Origin of the sequence: Algibacter sp. TI.3.09 (assembly GCF_038154905.1) — a bacterium.
GTDB lineage: Bacteria > Bacteroidota > Bacteroidia > Flavobacteriales > Flavobacteriaceae > Algibacter.
This window is the reverse complement of the sequence record NZ_JBAKAN010000002.1, coordinates 569,264-585,904: the sequence shown is the minus strand read 5'-3', so window position 1 is coordinate 585,904 and position 16,641 is coordinate 569,264. Positions and strand designations below refer to the sequence as shown.

Sequence of the window (16,641 nt, the reverse complement as noted above, 5' to 3'; positions counted from 1 at the left end):
ATGTTTATATTTTAACTGTACTGTTTTTGGTAATATGTTTGGTAAATCCCGCTTGTAACGTTATTTAACCAAGTTTCGTTATTTAAGTACCAGTCTATAGTTGTTTTTAAACCTTCTTCGAATGTAACCGATGGCGCCCAACCTAATTCTTTGTTTATTTTAGATGCATCAATAGCATACCTTAAATCATGCCCTGGACGATCTTTAACATAAGTTATTAATTTTTCGGAAGACCCTTTTTCTCTTCCTAATGCTTCATCCATTTGTTGGCAAAGCAATTTTACTAAATCGATATTTTTCCATTCATTAAAACCACCAATATTATAAGTACCTCCTTGTTTTCCTTTATGAAAAACTAAATCTATCGCAATAGCATGATCTACCACATACAACCAATCTCTTGTGTAATTACCATCGCCATAAACAGGCAATGCTTTATTCTTAATTATATTATTAATGAATAAAGGAATTAATTTTTCCGGGAATTGATTTTGGCCGTAATTATTAGAACAATTTGTTATAACATAAGGTAATCCGTAAGTTTCTCCGTAAGCTCTTACAAAATGATCGGAACTAGCTTTTGATGCTGAATATGGTGAATTCGGGTCATAGGACGTTGTTTCCTTGAATAATCCCGTTTGTCCTAAAGATCCATAAACCTCATCGGTACTTATATGATAAAATAATTTATTATTAAAATTATCTTTCCACGTATTTTTAAAGGCATTTAATAAAACCATAGTTCCAATAACATTGGTTTTAACAAATGCTAAAGGATCTGTAATAGAACGATCCACATGTGATTCTGCAGCTAAGTGAATGACTCTTTCAAATCTGTACTTTTTAAACAGGCCATCGATAAAAACTTCATCGGTGATATCTCCCTTTATAAACGTATAATTAGATTTAGATTCAATGTTTTTTAAATTTTCCAGATTACCAGCATAGGTAAGTTTATCTAAGTTAAAAATATTGTAATCGGGATAGTTTTTAACAAAAAGCCTTACTACGTGAGACCCTATAAAACCAGCTCCTCCTGTTATTAAAATAGTCATTTAATTAGTTTTACTTGTTACTTTCCTTATCTAAATACTTACCTAACCCAACAATCATAAAAATAGAAAAAGTTAATACAAACAAAATTATAGGAATTAGAAACTTGTTTTTCTCATACCAATTACTAATATCATAACCATTAGTAGGAAAATTAGCTATCACATTAATAACATTTTTTTGCTCAACCTTATCCTTATTAATCATTCTTCTTTGAGCCTCCAGATCAAGACGTTTTTCTATAATCACGGACTCATCCATAATTAAACTTCCAGATTCCGTATTACCCATATATAAATTTGTCCCAGAACCAGTTAAATTCTCTTTTTCAGATTCGTTTATTCTTATGCTTAAATATTCTTTTACTAACGAGTCTGTTTTTTGTATCTGCACTAAAAGAGCATCATCTTTTCTATTTAAGTTTTCAAGATTAACCTCAACAATTTCTTCTAAATAAGTATTACGAGATATTTCTTTAACAAAAGCTTCCTCTATACTCTTATAAATCTTTTTATTTGTTGTTGACACACCGATTAGATGGATTCTAAAATCATAAGATGATAAAGATTTTTTAAACCGTTCATAATTCATCTCCAATCGTGAAGTAGAATCTAATTTTTTATAAAAATCTGAATATTTCTCTACGATTAAACTTTCATCTTCATCAGGCTGAATATAAAACCCGTTTAATGTTTCCGCTTCCTCTACTGTAATATTTAATCGCTTAGAAAGCTCTACAAAATCTTTATCTTTATTGGCTAATTGATGAAACTCTTTAATGTTTTCGTAAACCTGCCTAGCAGAATTAAAATTAGTCTCGATAAACATATTTGCACCGTAAGTTTTATCTGCCGTTGAATCTATGAAATATCCAATTGCAATCCCAATTATAACAACCGAAATATACCAAATTTTTCTTTTAAAAAAATGAGATAGAACACCCATAAATAATCCAAATATCTTTGTAAAAATCCCTCCAATAAACTTAAAAAGTCTATCAAAAGCATTGCCTATAAGTTTAAATAACTGCCCTAAATCTAACTCTTCAGATTGTTGCGGTTGTGGTAACTCTTTACTCATAATTTTAATTTAATATTTGTTCTAATATGGTTCTTGTAATTAAATATGTTGGTCTTACTCCAGAGGCACCTAAACCTCCAGAGGCTAATGTTGCTCCTGTTTCTAACGGGTTATCACTAGCATAATATGCATAACGCACTTTTACATCAGGACTTATACTTCCACGTACTTTAGATGCAGCTTGTATCGCTTTTTGGTAATGTGCACCTTCCATTTCTAATCCAATCACATTCCATGTGGAATTATAAAAGAATTTCAAAATGTCTTTATTTTGAAGCGATGTTCCTAAAACGGTTATCATAGAACCATCATAAACATTTACACCTTTTCCTTCTAAATCTTCACGTTTTAATTCGTTATCAAAAGGATAGTTATCTGCTGTACCTTCAAAAATATGTGCCGATGGTATCATAATATCACCTTTACCACCTTCTAAAATACCTGCTTTACCCATTATGGATAGAGATTCTACATTCATATGTACTTTCTCTTTCCCTTTAGGTTTATATGGCTTTAAAAGTTCGTCTATCGTTTCGTAAGCTTGCTCTCCAAAAGCATAGTCCATTACTATAATTACGGGCTTCTTTTCTTTTAAAACGGTTTCAGAAGCTTTAATATCTAATTTAGAATTATCAATTTTACTGGTGTCAAATATTTGTACATCAATATTTGCACCCGATGTATCTTTAATATAGAACATCCCTTTCTGCAACGCTTCCTTAGAAATTTTATTGCGTAAGCTCTCGTTTTCTTTATGACTCAAAGACTCGTAAACTTCAAATATATCTTTTTTAGCAACGATAGGTTTTAAAGCATTTGGAGCAAAAAGCGTATTCATAACACTATGCATGTTTGCACTTATAATATGAATTGGTCTTTCTAATAAGTTATTTTTGTGTAATGTTTCCTTAATGGTATTCGACCATATTTCACCATGGATATGATGACCAATACGTTCTCTTAAAACCGGGCTAAACGTAATAGTTCGTTTATTATTACCAACCAATTCTTCTATTGCCAATTTACCTAACCAATACACAATATGCAACAAACGCTCTGGCTGCGAAGCCGTAGCAAATGCGCTATATACATCCGTAATTTCTTTAAAAGTTCTGCCTAAAATATTTGCAGTATGTGTAATAGCAACTTCACGTTCTTCTTGTGTAAATTTCTTTTTAGATAAAACAGCATTTTCTAATTTTATCCAATCGCGCGTTGTATCACCTTCATCATTAATTAATACACGCGTGCTAATTTTATGAGACTCTACAAATAGAAAAGTAAGGTGAGTTAAAATATCGTAAATTTCAGAGCGACCGCGTGTAATTTCGATATTCATTTGCTCATCATCAATACGATAGCAATTACGACGTCTTTTTGGTGGAATTATAGGTTCAAAATGCGAATCTCCATAACCTTCATCACTGGTTAAATTGATAAACATGCACTCTTCAATACCAATTGGTAATCTATCAATTACGTAAAGCAAACCTTCTAGCTCAGCTTTTTCGTCGCCAATAGAACCATAAATTTCTGGCCTTAGTAAAAGTAAAGAACTCCTTAGTGTTTCACCAGAAATCCCCATAGGTTTATAGAAACCGCGATTAAACAAGTGGCGCATAGTAATATACAAGCGCTCAATAGCATTCGAACTCTCCTGAGCTCTCGTTCTTTCGTGATGTTTTTTATTACTCATAATTTAATTTGGTGGGTCAAAGGTAATACTATTTTAATTAATTTTCTTACCGTAATAAATCAACTATTTTACGGTCGTTTGAAAGCCTTGGTATTTTGTTCTGTCCGCCCAATTTACCAATAGACTTCATATAATTTTGAAATCCATCTTTCTCAACTTTTGTAATTTTTAAAGGCTGTAAAACCTTGCCTTTTATTAGGTCGAAATAATAACTATTTTGGGTTTGTAAAGACTGGTCTATTTTTTTCGCTAAAGCGGAAAGATCTTCAGGGTTATTTTCAAATTCTACAAACCATTCATGATAGGGCAACCCTTCGGAAGGATTAATTTGTGGTGCTACAGTAAATTCTGAAACGCGAATATCTGTATTTGCCGTTGCTTCTTGCATGGCCTGCTCTACTTCTTTTCCAATTACGTGCTCTCCAAAGGCCGAGATAAAATGTTTTATACGTCCCGAAACAATAACACGATATGGTTTTACTGAAGTAAACTCAACAGTATCACCAATATTATAAGCCCAAAGCCCGGCGTTAGACGAAATAATCATCACATAATTTACACCAATCTCAACGGCACCAATAGTAATTCGTTTTGGGTGATCATCAAAAAACTCATCTGCTTTTATAAACTCGTAAAATATGCCAGAATTTAATTGAAGCAACATGCCTTTTTCATTCTGTTTATCTTGAAAAGCGAAAAAACCTTCACTTGCAGGATAGAGTTCAATGCTATCTACTTTTCTTCCGATAAGATTTTCAAATTTAGCACGGTAAGGCTCGTAATTAACACCTCCGAAAATAAACAAGTTGAAATTTTTAAAAATATCGCCAACTTTTTTACCCGTTTTTTCCTGAAGCTTCTCAAAATACATTTGTACCCAAGATGGAATTCCAGAAATAATAGTCATATCCTCCGGCAGTGTTTCTTCCACTATAGCATCTACTTTGGTTTCCCAATCGTCAATACAATTAGTTTCTAGGGATGGTAATCTATTTTTCTGAAGATATTTAGGAACATAATGCGCCACAATACCTGAAAGACGTCCTAATTGCACTCCGTTTTGTTCTTTTAAAATAGGACTTCCTTGTAAAAAAATCATTTTTCCGTCTACAAACTTAGCATTACCAGTTTCGTGAATATACATTAAAATCGCATTTCGAGCCGCTTCTACATGGCTTGGCATACTTTCTTTTGTAATAGGAATATATTTTGCACCAGAGGTTGTTCCTGAGGTTTTTGCAAAGTATAGCGGTTTTCCGGTCCAAAGAATATCCTTTTCACCAGCAACTACTCGTTCTACATAAGGTTTTAAGGCTTCGTAATCTCGAACAGGAACACGTTTTACAAAATCGGTATGCGTATTTATACTAATAAAATCATGATCCTTACCAAATTGGGTTGCCGTAGCTTTTGTAATTAACTCACGAAATACCTTTTCTTGAGTTTCCACAGGGTTATTGCTCCATTTTTGAATGGATTTAAAAACACGTTTTGCAAAGGGTTTTGCTAATGCAGCTTTTAATGAAAACATATTTATTTTGAATGCGTTTTGAACCAATTAATAATTAAACTATCACCTTCGTCAGCTAAATTTTTCGAACTATTTAAGCATCGTAATTTAGCAAAAATATTTTGGTTTCTTTTATAAAATTCAACCTTAATATCTAATGCTTCTACCATTATCTTATTTCCATAAACACCCCTTTTTTAAAAGGTAAAATTGAATATTTTAATTAGTTTAACTAAAAATTAAAAAACTTTTTAAAACGTTCTTTTTTTTAAAATTTCAATAAAAGAAAACAGCATACAAGCCAAAAGATTCAAAACCTAATTTGAACTGAACATATTATTTAAAATCTATAAAGTTTGTTGGGTTTATAGGGTATCCATCATTCCAAAGCTCAAAATGTAAATGTGGGCCAGTAGATAAATCGCCTGTATTTCCTGCAGTAGCAATAACCTCTCCTGCTTTTACCAAATCGCCTTGTGCTTTTGTTAAGCTCGCATTGTGCTTATATACCGATATTAAACCATAACTATGTTCTATTATCGCCACATAACCTGTGCTAGCCGTCCATTCGGCAAAAATAACAATACCATCGGCTGTAGCCTTAATTGGTGTATCTTTCGCCACTACAACGTCTACCGCATAATGCTTTTCTTTAATATTATAGGAAGCACTAATGGTTCCACTTGCCGGAGGAAATAATATAAAGTTAGTTGCCGATGTTGCCGACTCGAACAAATTATATTTATCTTCCTTATCCACCTTTTCACGAAGTAAAGAATCAGCTGAAGATGGATTTAAATCGACCTCACTAGCTTCTAATTGAACGGCTTGAATAATAGAATCTTTATTAAAATTTTCTGGACTTAAATCGCCTTTTAAAACCTTTTTAATCGATGCATAATAAAGCTCGTTTACCGAAATTGATTTCTGCAAAGAATCCGTTTTATAATTCAATTCGGTAGCTTTTCTTTTCAATGCTGTTGAAGAATAACCAGGAATATACTCCCTAAGTGGTGTAAATGCAATTAAAGCATAGGTTGCCGCCACTAAAAATATAGCAGACACCGATATTAAAACAAACACATTTAAACGCGTTAAATTAAGCGATAAACGCTCCTCAAACGTATTTTCGTTAAGTATAACAAGCTTATACCTATCAAGCAGTTTGCGTTTTATTTTCTTTGGCTTTTTCTTTTTTTCTTTCATGTTAAAACAAAAATAAATAGAATTTATTAAGTAATTACAAATTCAACTATTTAAATATGGGTTTGGCAATATGCTAAAGTTATGTTTAAAACGATGTTATTTAAGTTTAATTATTAACTTTGCAAAACAAAATTGAAAGTTATGATGTTATCAAACATATTTTTAGGAATGATTGGGGCTCCACAAATTATTTTAATTGTAGTGGTTGTTTTACTTTTATTTGGAGGTAAAAAAATACCTGAATTAATGCGCGGACTTGGTAGTGGAATTAAAGAATTTAAAGACGCTAGTAAAGAAGAAGATACAGCAAGCAACAAAAAAGAATAAAACTAATTTTAGTTTAAAAAAAAGACCAACATTTTATTTAAATGTTGGTCTTTTTTTATGCCGTTTTTTAGGCTTATTTTATTTTAACCGATCTAATAATAGCCTCGAGTTCTAGCATATAGTTACGCTTTTCTACCGATGGTGCGAAAGCAAAACCTTCAATAACTACCCAACGCTTATTAATTTTATCTTCAATAGCATAGTTAATAAATGGTCCGCCCATAAAATCGGCTTTTAAATCCCACAAACCCTTAGTCTCTAAGGTTGGTTTATTATCCACAATAGTTTCACCATGAAAGGGCGTATAAGCGTTCTCAGTGATCATATAAGACTCTATTTTATCACCGTTTGCCTTTAACTCTCCATCTTGTCTTCCACGTATGTATAACTCACCAACAGAATCTCTTACTTTTATAATTTGATTAACCACACTATCATTCCGCGTTATAGCATCGAACGGTAATGTATAAATCATTAAATTATTGGTTCCGGTTGTTATCTCTTTTCTTACCCAAAAGAAATTATCACTCTCCTTCGCTATTCTATAAATAGAAGGAAAATCAATAGTTAACCCTAGCTTTTCTTCTATAGATGTATGCGTGTGGTTCGATTTACTCATTTGGCGTAAACGCTCCTTAAGCTCCACATCTCTGAAGGTTTCAATAATTTTATCGGCATTTGCATTAAGCGTACTAATGATTTCTTCCCTTGTTTTTCCAGAAACCGTAATCACCTTTTGAGGCTTTGCATACACATCATCAACAAATTTAATTCCGGCTTCTTTATTCGGAACAATCTTTAAAATCGTTCTGTTTTTAGTTACAAAACCAGAGAAAACCGAAGCAGGAATCTGACTTACAGAAAACATAGGCTCATCTTGCGGAAGTCCATAAATAGGTGTTCCTAGTATATTTCTAATCGCTTCACCTACACTTCCATCCCATAAATCGTTGCCTAAAACCACCGAAACATGACTTATATTTCCAGAAGAATCTGGTAACATAGATTTATCTGAAGTTTTCTTATCGCCACAAGACACTAATAATATTAAAGCCACGGCAGAAAAAATAATTTTTCGCATAATGATATATTGTTTTTTTTTAAAGTTTAGCTATTTTAAGTTTCATACCTATTTTTAATTTACTACCACTAATACCGTTCCATTCTTTAATATCTTGAACAGAAACTTCAGGGAATTTTTGAGAAATACTCCATAACGAATCTCCATCGCTTACTGTATAGTAAATAACCTCGCCTGTAATAGGCTTTGTTTTAACCGCTGCCTTTGGAGCACTAGACGTTGAAGTATGAGGTTTTTTAGGGAAAATAGTTAATCGCTGCCCTATTTTTAAGCTATTACTCCTTAGCCCGTTCCAGCGTTTTAAATCGCTAACTCTAACGGCGTACATTCTAGAAATTTTACCTAAATAATCGCCAGATTTTACACGATAGGTAATTTTATCATCCGCCTCAAAAAACTGTGGCAATGGTTTTTCTCTTTTTTCAAATTCCGCTTTAGCGTAAGCATAAATAGAATCTTCATTATTTACAAAGGTTCCTATCACATCATTTGGTAACCTTAAGCTATAGTTTTCTTCTTCTACAAAAGGAACAACATCTAATTTATATGAAGGGTTTAGAAACTGTAATTTTTCTATAGGCACACTTGTAACTTCCGAAACTTGATCTAAAGTAATCATGCGTTTTACACGAATAGTATCGGTTTCAAAATATGCTATTTCGGGTTTATATTGCGTAAAGCCATGCTCTTTTGCATATTCAAAAATATACATATTTGCTAAAAAAGCTGGTAAATATCCTGCTGTTTCACGTGGTAAATTATGACGAATATTCCAGTAGTTTCTATAACCTCCAGAGCGCCTAATAGCTTTAGAAACGTTTCCTGGACCCGAATTATAAGCAGCTAAAGCCAAATCCCAATCACCAAAAATACGGTACAAATCTGATAAATATTTAGAAGCTGCTATTGTGGATTTTATAGGGTCGCTACGCTCGTCTACATAACTGCTAACATCTAAACCATATTGCTTTCCGGTAGCGAACATAAACTGCCACAAACCGGTAGCACCAACTCTAGACTTTGCACGTGGTTTTAATGCAGATTCCACAATGGCCAAATATTTAATTTCTAAAGGAATATTTTGATTATCTAACTCACGCTCAAACATTGGAAAATAAAACGCACTCGCCGTAATTAATGTTTGTAAATGACGCCTTCTATGCTTTAAATACGACTTTATAACACTTTCTAACGATGGATTATATTCCACATTAAATGGTGTACGCGCATCAAGCCTTTTTAAGCGCGCTTTTAAAGTATCTGTAGATAATTCAGGATAATCAACAGGATCATACTTTAACTCGCTTACAGACTTGTAAATAGTATCATAAAGGGCATTACTGTAAAGTTCTTCAAGCCACTTTTGGTCAATTTTAGCCGCATAAGCATCATCTTTTAATGTTTTGAAGGACGAACTATCTTTTAAAACCAAGATTTCTTTAACACCTCGCGTCGTTTTATCAATTAAAGAATCTTGCATCAAGCCTGTTTGCTGAACAAGGGAATCTTTAACTTTTACGCCTTGTACCGATGTAGAATCGGCTTCTTGAGCATAACAAAAGCTAATATTAAAGATAAATAAAACTATATAAAATCGAAAATTCATAAAATCTGTTCAGTTCGTTATTCAACGATGTTATGGCTAAAGTCGTGTTTTTTTATGAGAATTAGAAAACTAAATATTAATTACTTTCTAATTCAGAAAAAACAAAGCAGATTAAAACGTCCGTAAACACTACAAAACCATCTTTTTAATTCTAAAAAAAGCACTAAAACCTTACCACAAAATATATACCAAAATTTAGCTCACACGAAACTAAAACGCACAAAAAAAATCATCTTAGTTTCTTTAGATAAAAAAGAAAACCAAGATGATTTTTATATTATTAAAATATATACTACCTATTCTAAAATAGCAGCAATACCAGGAAGTGTTTTTCCTTCTAAGCTTTCTAACATAGCACCACCACCAGTACTTACGTAACTTACTTTATGCTCAAAACCAAATTGTTTAACAGCAGCAACAGAATCTCCACCACCAACTAAAGAAAACGCTCCTTTTTTGGTAGCTTCAGCAATAGAGTTTCCTAATTCTATTGTTCCGCCAGCGAAACTTTCCATTTCAAAAACACCTAATGGTCCGTTCCAAAGTATGGTTTTACATTGCATTACAACATCATGAAATTGTTTTCTAGATTTTGGTCCAGCATCTACACCTTCCCAACCATCAGGAATTTCGTTAATATCAACAATTTGTGTATTAGCATCGTTACTAAAATCATCTGCAGCAACAGTATCTACAGGAATATGAATTTGAACATTTTTCTCTTTTGCTAACTTTAAGATCTCTAAAGCTAAAGGCATTTTATCATCCTCACAAATAGAATTACCAATTTTACCACCTTGTGCTTTTACAAAAGTAAATGCCATACCACCACCAATAATAAGGTGATCTACTTTATCCAAAATGTTTTCGATAATAGTAATTTTAGACGATACTTTTGCACCACCTAGAATAGCTAAAACAGGCTTCTCTCCTGTTTCCATTACTTTATTAATACTTTCTATTTCTTGTGCTAATAAGCTACCAAAACATTTTTTACCTTCAAAAAATTGAGCAATAATAGTTGTAGATGCATGCGCACGGTGTGCTGTACCAAAAGCATCATTCACATAAATATCACCTAATCTAGATAGTTTTTCAGCAAAATCTTTATCTCCCGCAGTTTCCTCTTTATAAAAACGTAAGTTTTCTAATAACAAAACTTGTCCTGGCTCTAAGCTTGCAGCAGCTGCTTCAACATCTGCACCAATACAATCGGCAACAGTTTTAACTTCAACACCTAAAACATCTTCCACTTTATTAGCGATGTGCTTTAAAGAAAACTCATCTTGAAAACCTTTTGGACGACCTAAATGAGACATTAAAATACAGCTTCCACCATCTTCTAAAATTTTAATAATTGTTGGTTTTGCAGATACAATTCTCGTAGCATCAGCAACTTCAAACTTATCATTTAAAGGCACATTAAAATCTACACGAATTAATGCTTTTTTATTCTCGAAATTAAAATCGTTAAGCGTTTTCATTTTATTTATATGTTTTAATTTTTAACTATTTGATTCACAAATGTAACTAAATAAACAGCCATTTAAAACGTGTTTTTTCACGAAAACGATGTAGCGAAGCGATAATTTTTAAAAACTAGAAATGCACACTCTAGATACAACCCGTTTTAGCAGATATTCATAGATTAATTACAAAAAAATATCTAAATTTTATGTAGGTTTGTTTCATGCTTTTTAAAGATGTTTTAGGTCAAGACCACATAAAAAACCATTTAACCACGAGTGTTGATAATGGACGAATTGCTCACGCGCAATTATTTGTAGGTAACGAAGGGTCGGGTACATTACCCATGGCCATCGCTTATGCGCAATACTTGCTATGCTCAAATTCTGGAGGAGAAAACACCTCTGGAAACGAAGCTTGCAATTTAAAATTTAATAGTATTTCTCATCCCGATTTACACTTTGCTTTTCCGGTAACTACCAGCGATAAAGTAAAAAGCAAACCGGTGTCTAGTTTTTACTTAGAAGAATGGAGAAAACTTTTAAAAGAACAACCTTACGGAAACTTATTTGATTGGTACAAACTACTTGGCGTAGATAATAAACAAGGCCAAATTGGTGTGGACGAAGCGCTAAATATTGTAAAATCGCTTACACTGAAGTCTTACGAAGGCGGCTATAAAGTGATGCTTATTTGGATGGCCGAAAAAATGAACGGCGCCTGTGCCAATAAGCTTTTAAAGCTAATAGAAGAACCACCAAATAAAACCGTTTTTATATTAATTGCTGAAGAAGAAGAGCAAATTATAAACACCATACGTTCGCGTTGTCAAATTTTACACTTTCCGCCACTAGCCGAAGATGTTATTGTAGATGCGTTAGTGAAGCAATTTAATATTGATAGAAATGTAGCTACTAAAATAGCACACCAAAGCAATGGGAATTACAATAAAGCATGCGATTTAGTATATCAAGATACCGAAGATAACCAGTTTGAAACTTGGTTTATTATGTGGATTCGAAGCGCTTTTAAAGCCAAAGGAAACAAAGCTGCCATTATAGATTTAATTTCTTGGAGCGAGGATATTGCTAAAACCGGTCGTGAAACTCAAAAGCAATTTTTAAACTTCTGTTTAGATTTTTTCAGACAAGCTTTATTGCTTAATTACAAAGCTGATGATTTGGTGTTTTTTGAACCTAAATCGGATAAATTTAAACTAGAAAACTTCGCCCCTTATGTACACGGTAATAATATTATGGATATTAGTAATGAGCTTCAAGAAGCCATTTACCATATTGAACGTAACGGAAATTCTAAAATTATACTTACCGATTTATCTATAAAATTAACGCGTTTACTACATAAAAAAGCAGATTAAAATAATTCTAAAAACAATAAGTTTATCGCATAAAAAAAGGCCTATTAAATAATTTAATAGGCCTTTTTTAGTTTTATAATTTAAAGCTTATTCTGCTTTCTTATAATCAGCATTGATAGCTTCAACAATAGTCTTAGTAAGGTCGCTTTTCTCTTCGCCGTACATTACTGTAGCAGCAGCTTCACTAGTTCCTAAAATGTAGTTATAACCGTTTGTTTTTCCGTAAGCGCCAACAAAATCTTTAACTTTTACAATTACAGAATCGATATCTGCTTGAAAAGCTTGTGTTAATTGTTGTTGTTCAACTTGCATTTGCTGTTGTAACTGTTGTTGCTTTTGTTGTAAGCCAGCCATTAACTCCTCTGCTTTTTGCCTGTTACTTCTAGCAATTTTTTGTGCTTCTGTTTGTGTTTTTTGTGCTTCTGTTTGAAAAGCTAATCCAATGCTATCTGCTCTTTTTCTAAAAGCTTCATCTTTTGCTTTGTATTTTGCTTCTAAATCAATTTTTTCTTGATAATCATTAATAACGACTCCGTTATCTACAAATCCAATTTTATTTGGTTTTTCACAAGATGCTAAAACAAGCATCGCGATGGCTACATAAAGTATGTTCTTCATTTTTATTTTTTTTGATTAGTTTTTGGTTAATTTTTTTAATCCGAACAAATGTAATAAAGTAAGCTTTAAAACGACACGTAATTATTCGGATTTTAACATATAACGAAAACTTATAGCAACTTAAATAATATATAAATAATTACTATCAAAAACAGCTTCGTATAAAGCGCTCTAAACGATTTTTAAAAAACCTGCTTATATTTAGACGTTATAGCATTAAATAATCTAAAATAGATAGCTAAAAATAATTTTTATCTGTTTTTAATGATATAAATTAGCGAAGAAGCCTCTTTTGAGCTTAAAGATTTCAAGTTAGAACGTAAACCGTACCAAAATCCTTTAACCGGATTCATCTTGCCCGTTTTATATTTTTCAGAAAGCATACTCACATAAAACGCATCAAACAGCATGGGTTTTGTTTTTACAACACTCATGTTTTGTTTAGAAACTAATTTAGAAATAGAATCTTGATTAAAATGCCAAAGATGTCTAGGCACATCAAACGCGGCCCAAAATTCTTTATAGTGTTTTGCATCAAAACTTTTGTAGTTAGGAACAGCAATAAGTAAAGTTCCGTTGTCTTTTAAAAGTGTTTTAACGGTTTTTATATGATCTTCTAAATTCGGTAAATGTTCCAAAACATGCCAAAGCGTAATAACATCAAATTGTTTCGATTCAAATTTCTGAAGTTGTTCTGTATCAAAAACAGACTTATTTGTTTTACTATTCGCTATACCCCTAGCCTCTTCGTTTGGTTCAATACCAGAGACCAACCAGCCATTTTGTTGTGCGGTTTGTAAAAAATCACCTGTACCACAACCTACATCTAAAAGCTGTTTTGTTTCCGAAGAAAAAGAATTAATAAGCTTAAGTTTCTTTTTTAGTGAAATACTTCTCACCAAATGATACACCTTTTCGAAGGCATTTCTCTTAGAATCGGTGTGTGAAATATAATCTTCACTTTGATAATACCCAGGTAATTTATCTAAAGTTGGTTGCGGTGTAGTTTCTAAAAAACCATATTCTGGGTTTTCTATTAACTCAAATTCTTCTCCAGAAACAGAATAATCTTTTACTTTTAAATACTTATTTGTTGATTGATTTTTTACCACGAACCACGTAATTTATTTAATTGACACTTTAAAAACGATTACTTCTATAAATACTTGAAGCACTTTTTCTTATTTATTTTAACAGATTGAAGTTGAAATTAAAACTGTTTTTAGATTTAAAAAACTAAAACACTCTTCTTTTGTTTAGTTTTTCACTTTAAAACCACGTCGATGTTTTAATAAATATTTTCTTAAAATCGAGTATTTTATATCTCTTTTAAAGTTTTAAAACAAACATCAAAACTAAATTTAATAAACTAATTCAATATAAAAGCTCAACATCGTTTTAAAAAATAGCACACTTTTTTAGATTGATTTTTGAAGTTTACCTTACCTGAAATTTAAAAACCATATATTTTATTCTCTATAAAAACCAATAAAATTTCATTCAAATTCTTCTAAGCTATTTACAAATTTTATAAAAACAGCTTTCTATTTTCAAAGAATTGGATTGAAAAACCGATAGCTTTTTAATCTTTTATATTCCGATTATCGTGTTTTAAATCTCAAGAAACATACAAAACATCAAATTCAAAACTCAACTTGTTCCACGTGGAACGTTAAAAAACCTGTTTCATTTCACTCAAAAAAGCATATTTCAAAATTATTTATCAAGGATTACCTTCCCATATAAACCAGTAAAACAGAAATATCATTTGGTGAAACACCACTAATTCTTGATGCCTGAGATACTGTTGCGGGTTGTACTTTTTTAAGTTTTTCACGAGCTTCTAAACTCATAGATTTAATCTGTGAGTAATCAAAATTAGCAGGTATTTTTACATACTCTAATCGCGATAACTTATCTGCATTCACTTTTTCCTTTGCTATATATCCAGAGTATTTTACCTGAATTTCGGTCTGCTCTATCACTTCTCTATCCAAATTATTATCTTGAATATACGCCTCTACACTTTCAACTTTACGCACATCTTCCATATCCACATTAGGTCTAGCGAACACTTTAAAAAGCTTTCCAGACTGATTAACAACAGCTGAATTCTTAGACTCTAATATCGGATTGATCTCCTCCGGCTTCACACTTTGTGTTTCAAAAAAGCTTACAAATTTAGCCGCAGCATCATGCTTTTCTTCCATACGTTTCAGACGTTTTTCAGAAGCTAAACCCAACTCAAATCCTTTTGGCGTTAACCTAATATCCGCATTATCCTGACGTAAAAGTGTTCTATATTCAGCACGAGATGTAAACATTCGATAAGGTTCCTCTGTACCTTTAGTAATCAAATCATCAACCAAAACACCTATATAAGCCTCGTCTCTTTTTAGAGTAAAAGGATCTTTCTCCTGGGTTTTTAAACTTGCATTTATCCCAGCCATTAAACCTTGAGAAGCGGCTTCTTCGTAACCTGTAGTTCCATTTATTTGACCTGCGAAATACAAGCCTTCTACCAACTTAGTTTCTAGTGTATGCTTTAATTGTGTAGGCGGAAAATAATCATATTCAATAGCGTATCCTGGTCTAAAGAACTTCACGTTTTCAAAACCAACTACTCCACGCAAAGCCTTAAACTGAACATCTTCGGGTAGAGATGTAGAAAAGCCGTTTACATAAACCTCACAGGTATTCCAACCTTCAGGTTCGATAAACAATTGATGACGATCCTTATCAGCAAAGCGATTAATTTTATCTTCAATAGAAGGGCAATAACGCGGCCCTAAACTTTTAATTCTACCGTTAAACATCGGAGACCTATCAAAGCCTTCACGAAGCAAATCATGTACTTCAAGACTTGTGTAAGTCATGTAACAAGAACGTTGTTTCTCCAAAGGTTTTGTAATATCTAAATAAGAGAATTTCTCTGGGTTTACATCTCCAGGTTGTTCAAGCATTTTAGAATAATCTAAACTACGACCATCAACTCTTGGAGGTGTTCCTGTTTTCATTCTACCAGATTCAAAACCTAATTCTACAAGCTGTTCTGTAATTCCAGTTGCCGCTCTTTCACCTGCTCTACCTCCACCAAAATTTTTATCTCCGATATGAATTAAGCCATTTAAAAAAGTACCATTTGTAAGCACAACAGATTTAGCCTTTATACTAATTCCTAAAGAGGTTTTTACACCAACCACTTTATGATTTTCTACAATTAAACTAGAAACCATATCTTGATAAAAATCAAGATTAAGAGTTCCTTCTAAAAGCATTCTCCAGTCTTCAGCAAAACGCATTCTATCACTTTGAACTCTCGGACTCCACATTGCAGGCCCTTTAGATTTGTTCAACATTTTAAATTGAATAGCCGATGTATCGGAAACAATTCCGCTATACCCACCAAGCGCATCTATCTCTCGAACTATTTGTCCTTTAGCAATACCACCCATCGCTGGATTACAAGACATCTGAGCGATGTTTTGTAAATTCATGGTAACCAACAGTGTTTTACTACCCATATTAGCAGCAGCGGCAGCGGCTTCGCTTCCTGCGTGCCCAGCACCAACTACTATAACATCATAAACATCATTAAACATGCTTTTCCTTTTTTTAA

13 protein-coding genes are annotated in these 16,641 nt (G+C 32.5%); 2 read left to right on the top strand and 11 right to left on the bottom strand.

Annotation, left to right across the window (positions count from 1 at the left end):
* Positions 1-11 precede the first annotated feature (11 nt).
* The 5 genes from rfbB to V6246_RS10205 all read right to left on the bottom strand — a co-directional run bounded on the left by rfbB (position 12) and on the right by V6246_RS10205 (position 6,545).
* The gene (rfbB, locus tag V6246_RS10225) at positions 12-1,055 is read right to left on the bottom strand and encodes a dTDP-glucose 4,6-dehydratase (RefSeq protein ID WP_341560347.1); all 1,044 of its coding nucleotides are present in this window, start codon (positions 1,053-1,055) and stop codon (positions 12-14) included.
* 10 nt (positions 1,056-1,065) lie between these two features.
* Positions 1,066-2,133 carry a hypothetical protein gene (locus V6246_RS10220; RefSeq protein WP_341560346.1) on the bottom strand — a complete coding sequence of 356 codons (1,068 nt, stop codon included), beginning with the start codon at positions 2,131-2,133 and terminating at the stop codon, positions 1,066-1,068.
* A gap of 4 nt (positions 2,134-2,137) precedes the next feature.
* Positions 2,138-3,829, bottom strand: coding sequence for a DUF6909 family protein (locus tag V6246_RS10215; RefSeq protein ID WP_159018800.1), 1,692 nt, complete (start codon positions 3,827-3,829; stop codon positions 2,138-2,140).
* A 46-nt stretch (positions 3,830-3,875) separates the two neighbouring features.
* Positions 3,876-5,360 carry a GH3 auxin-responsive promoter family protein gene (locus V6246_RS10210; RefSeq protein WP_341560344.1) on the bottom strand — a complete coding sequence of 495 codons (1,485 nt, stop codon included), beginning with the start codon at positions 5,358-5,360 and terminating at the stop codon, positions 3,876-3,878.
* A 315-nt stretch (positions 5,361-5,675) separates the two neighbouring features.
* Positions 5,676-6,545, bottom strand: coding sequence for a M23 family metallopeptidase (locus tag V6246_RS10205; RefSeq protein ID WP_341560342.1), 870 nt, complete (start codon positions 6,543-6,545; stop codon positions 5,676-5,678).
* Positions 6,546-6,686: 141 nt separating this feature from the next.
* Between V6246_RS10205 and tatA the strand changes: the two genes are divergently transcribed.
* Positions 6,687-6,872: a twin-arginine translocase TatA/TatE family subunit gene (gene tatA / locus V6246_RS10200; RefSeq protein WP_042504148.1), complete on the top strand. Its 186-nt coding sequence runs from the start codon at positions 6,687-6,689 to the stop codon at positions 6,870-6,872.
* A 73-nt stretch (positions 6,873-6,945) separates the two neighbouring features.
* Here tatA and V6246_RS10195 read toward each other — a convergent pair whose 3' ends face one another.
* From V6246_RS10195 to V6246_RS10185, 3 genes are all read right to left on the bottom strand, one after another.
* On the bottom strand, positions 6,946-7,953 hold the full coding sequence (locus V6246_RS10195) for a DUF4837 family protein (RefSeq protein ID WP_341560340.1): 1,008 nt from the start codon (positions 7,951-7,953) through the stop codon (positions 6,946-6,948).
* Positions 7,954-7,972: 19 nt separating this feature from the next.
* Complete coding sequence (locus V6246_RS10190; RefSeq protein WP_341560338.1) at positions 7,973-9,559, bottom strand: lytic transglycosylase domain-containing protein; 1,587 nt, start codon at positions 9,557-9,559, stop codon at positions 7,973-7,975.
* A 296-nt stretch (positions 9,560-9,855) separates the two neighbouring features.
* Positions 9,856-11,043, bottom strand: coding sequence for a phosphoglycerate kinase (locus V6246_RS10185; protein ID WP_341560336.1), 1,188 nt, complete (start codon positions 11,041-11,043; stop codon positions 9,856-9,858).
* Between the two features lie 206 nt (positions 11,044-11,249).
* Here V6246_RS10185 and V6246_RS10180 point away from each other — a divergent pair, with 206 nt between their 5' ends.
* Positions 11,250-12,404, top strand: coding sequence for a DNA polymerase III subunit (locus V6246_RS10180; RefSeq protein WP_341560334.1), 1,155 nt, complete (start codon positions 11,250-11,252; stop codon positions 12,402-12,404).
* Positions 12,405-12,491: 87 nt separating this feature from the next.
* Here V6246_RS10180 and V6246_RS10175 read toward each other — a convergent pair whose 3' ends face one another.
* The 3 genes from V6246_RS10175 to mnmG form a co-directional block, all read right to left on the bottom strand.
* Complete coding sequence (locus V6246_RS10175) at positions 12,492-13,022, bottom strand: OmpH family outer membrane protein (protein WP_042496322.1); 531 nt, start codon at positions 13,020-13,022, stop codon at positions 12,492-12,494.
* A 251-nt stretch (positions 13,023-13,273) separates the two neighbouring features.
* The gene (locus V6246_RS10170) at positions 13,274-14,134 is read right to left on the bottom strand and encodes a class I SAM-dependent methyltransferase (protein ID WP_341560331.1); all 861 of its coding nucleotides are present in this window, start codon (positions 14,132-14,134) and stop codon (positions 13,274-13,276) included.
* A 618-nt stretch (positions 14,135-14,752) separates the two neighbouring features.
* Complete coding sequence (gene mnmG, locus V6246_RS10165) at positions 14,753-16,624, bottom strand: tRNA uridine-5-carboxymethylaminomethyl(34) synthesis enzyme MnmG (RefSeq protein WP_341560329.1); 1,872 nt, start codon at positions 16,622-16,624, stop codon at positions 14,753-14,755.
* Positions 16,625-16,641: the final 17 nt, after the last annotated feature.

What these genes read in the sequence shown, in the direction of transcription:
- V6246_RS10195 (WP_341560340.1), bottom strand. Translation starts at nt 7,953, where the DNA reads ATGCGAAAAATTATTTTTTCTGCCGTGGCTTTAATATTATTAGTGTCT.
- mnmG (WP_341560329.1), bottom strand. Translation starts at nt 16,624, where the DNA reads ATGTTTAATGATGTTTATGATGTTATAGTAGTTGGTGCTGGGCACGCA.
- V6246_RS10185 (WP_341560336.1), bottom strand. Translation starts at nt 11,043, where the DNA reads ATGAAAACGCTTAACGATTTTAATTTCGAGAATAAAAAAGCATTAATT.
- V6246_RS10190 (WP_341560338.1), bottom strand. Translation starts at nt 9,559, where the DNA reads ATGAATTTTCGATTTTATATAGTTTTATTTATCTTTAATATTAGCTTT.
- V6246_RS10175 (WP_042496322.1), bottom strand. Translation starts at nt 13,022, where the DNA reads ATGAAGAACATACTTTATGTAGCCATCGCGATGCTTGTTTTAGCATCT.
- V6246_RS10220 (WP_341560346.1), bottom strand. Translation starts at nt 2,133, where the DNA reads ATGAGTAAAGAGTTACCACAACCGCAACAATCTGAAGAGTTAGATTTA.
- V6246_RS10215 (WP_159018800.1), bottom strand. Translation starts at nt 3,829, where the DNA reads ATGAGTAATAAAAAACATCACGAAAGAACGAGAGCTCAGGAGAGTTCG.
- V6246_RS10205 (WP_341560342.1), bottom strand. Translation starts at nt 6,545, where the DNA reads ATGAAAGAAAAAAAGAAAAAGCCAAAGAAAATAAAACGCAAACTGCTT.
- V6246_RS10210 (WP_341560344.1), bottom strand. Translation starts at nt 5,360, where the DNA reads ATGTTTTCATTAAAAGCTGCATTAGCAAAACCCTTTGCAAAACGTGTT.
- tatA (WP_042504148.1), top strand. Translation starts at nt 6,687, where the DNA reads ATGATGTTATCAAACATATTTTTAGGAATGATTGGGGCTCCACAAATT.
- rfbB (WP_341560347.1), bottom strand. Translation starts at nt 1,055, where the DNA reads ATGACTATTTTAATAACAGGAGGAGCTGGTTTTATAGGGTCTCACGTA.
- V6246_RS10180 (WP_341560334.1), top strand. Translation starts at nt 11,250, where the DNA reads ATGCTTTTTAAAGATGTTTTAGGTCAAGACCACATAAAAAACCATTTA.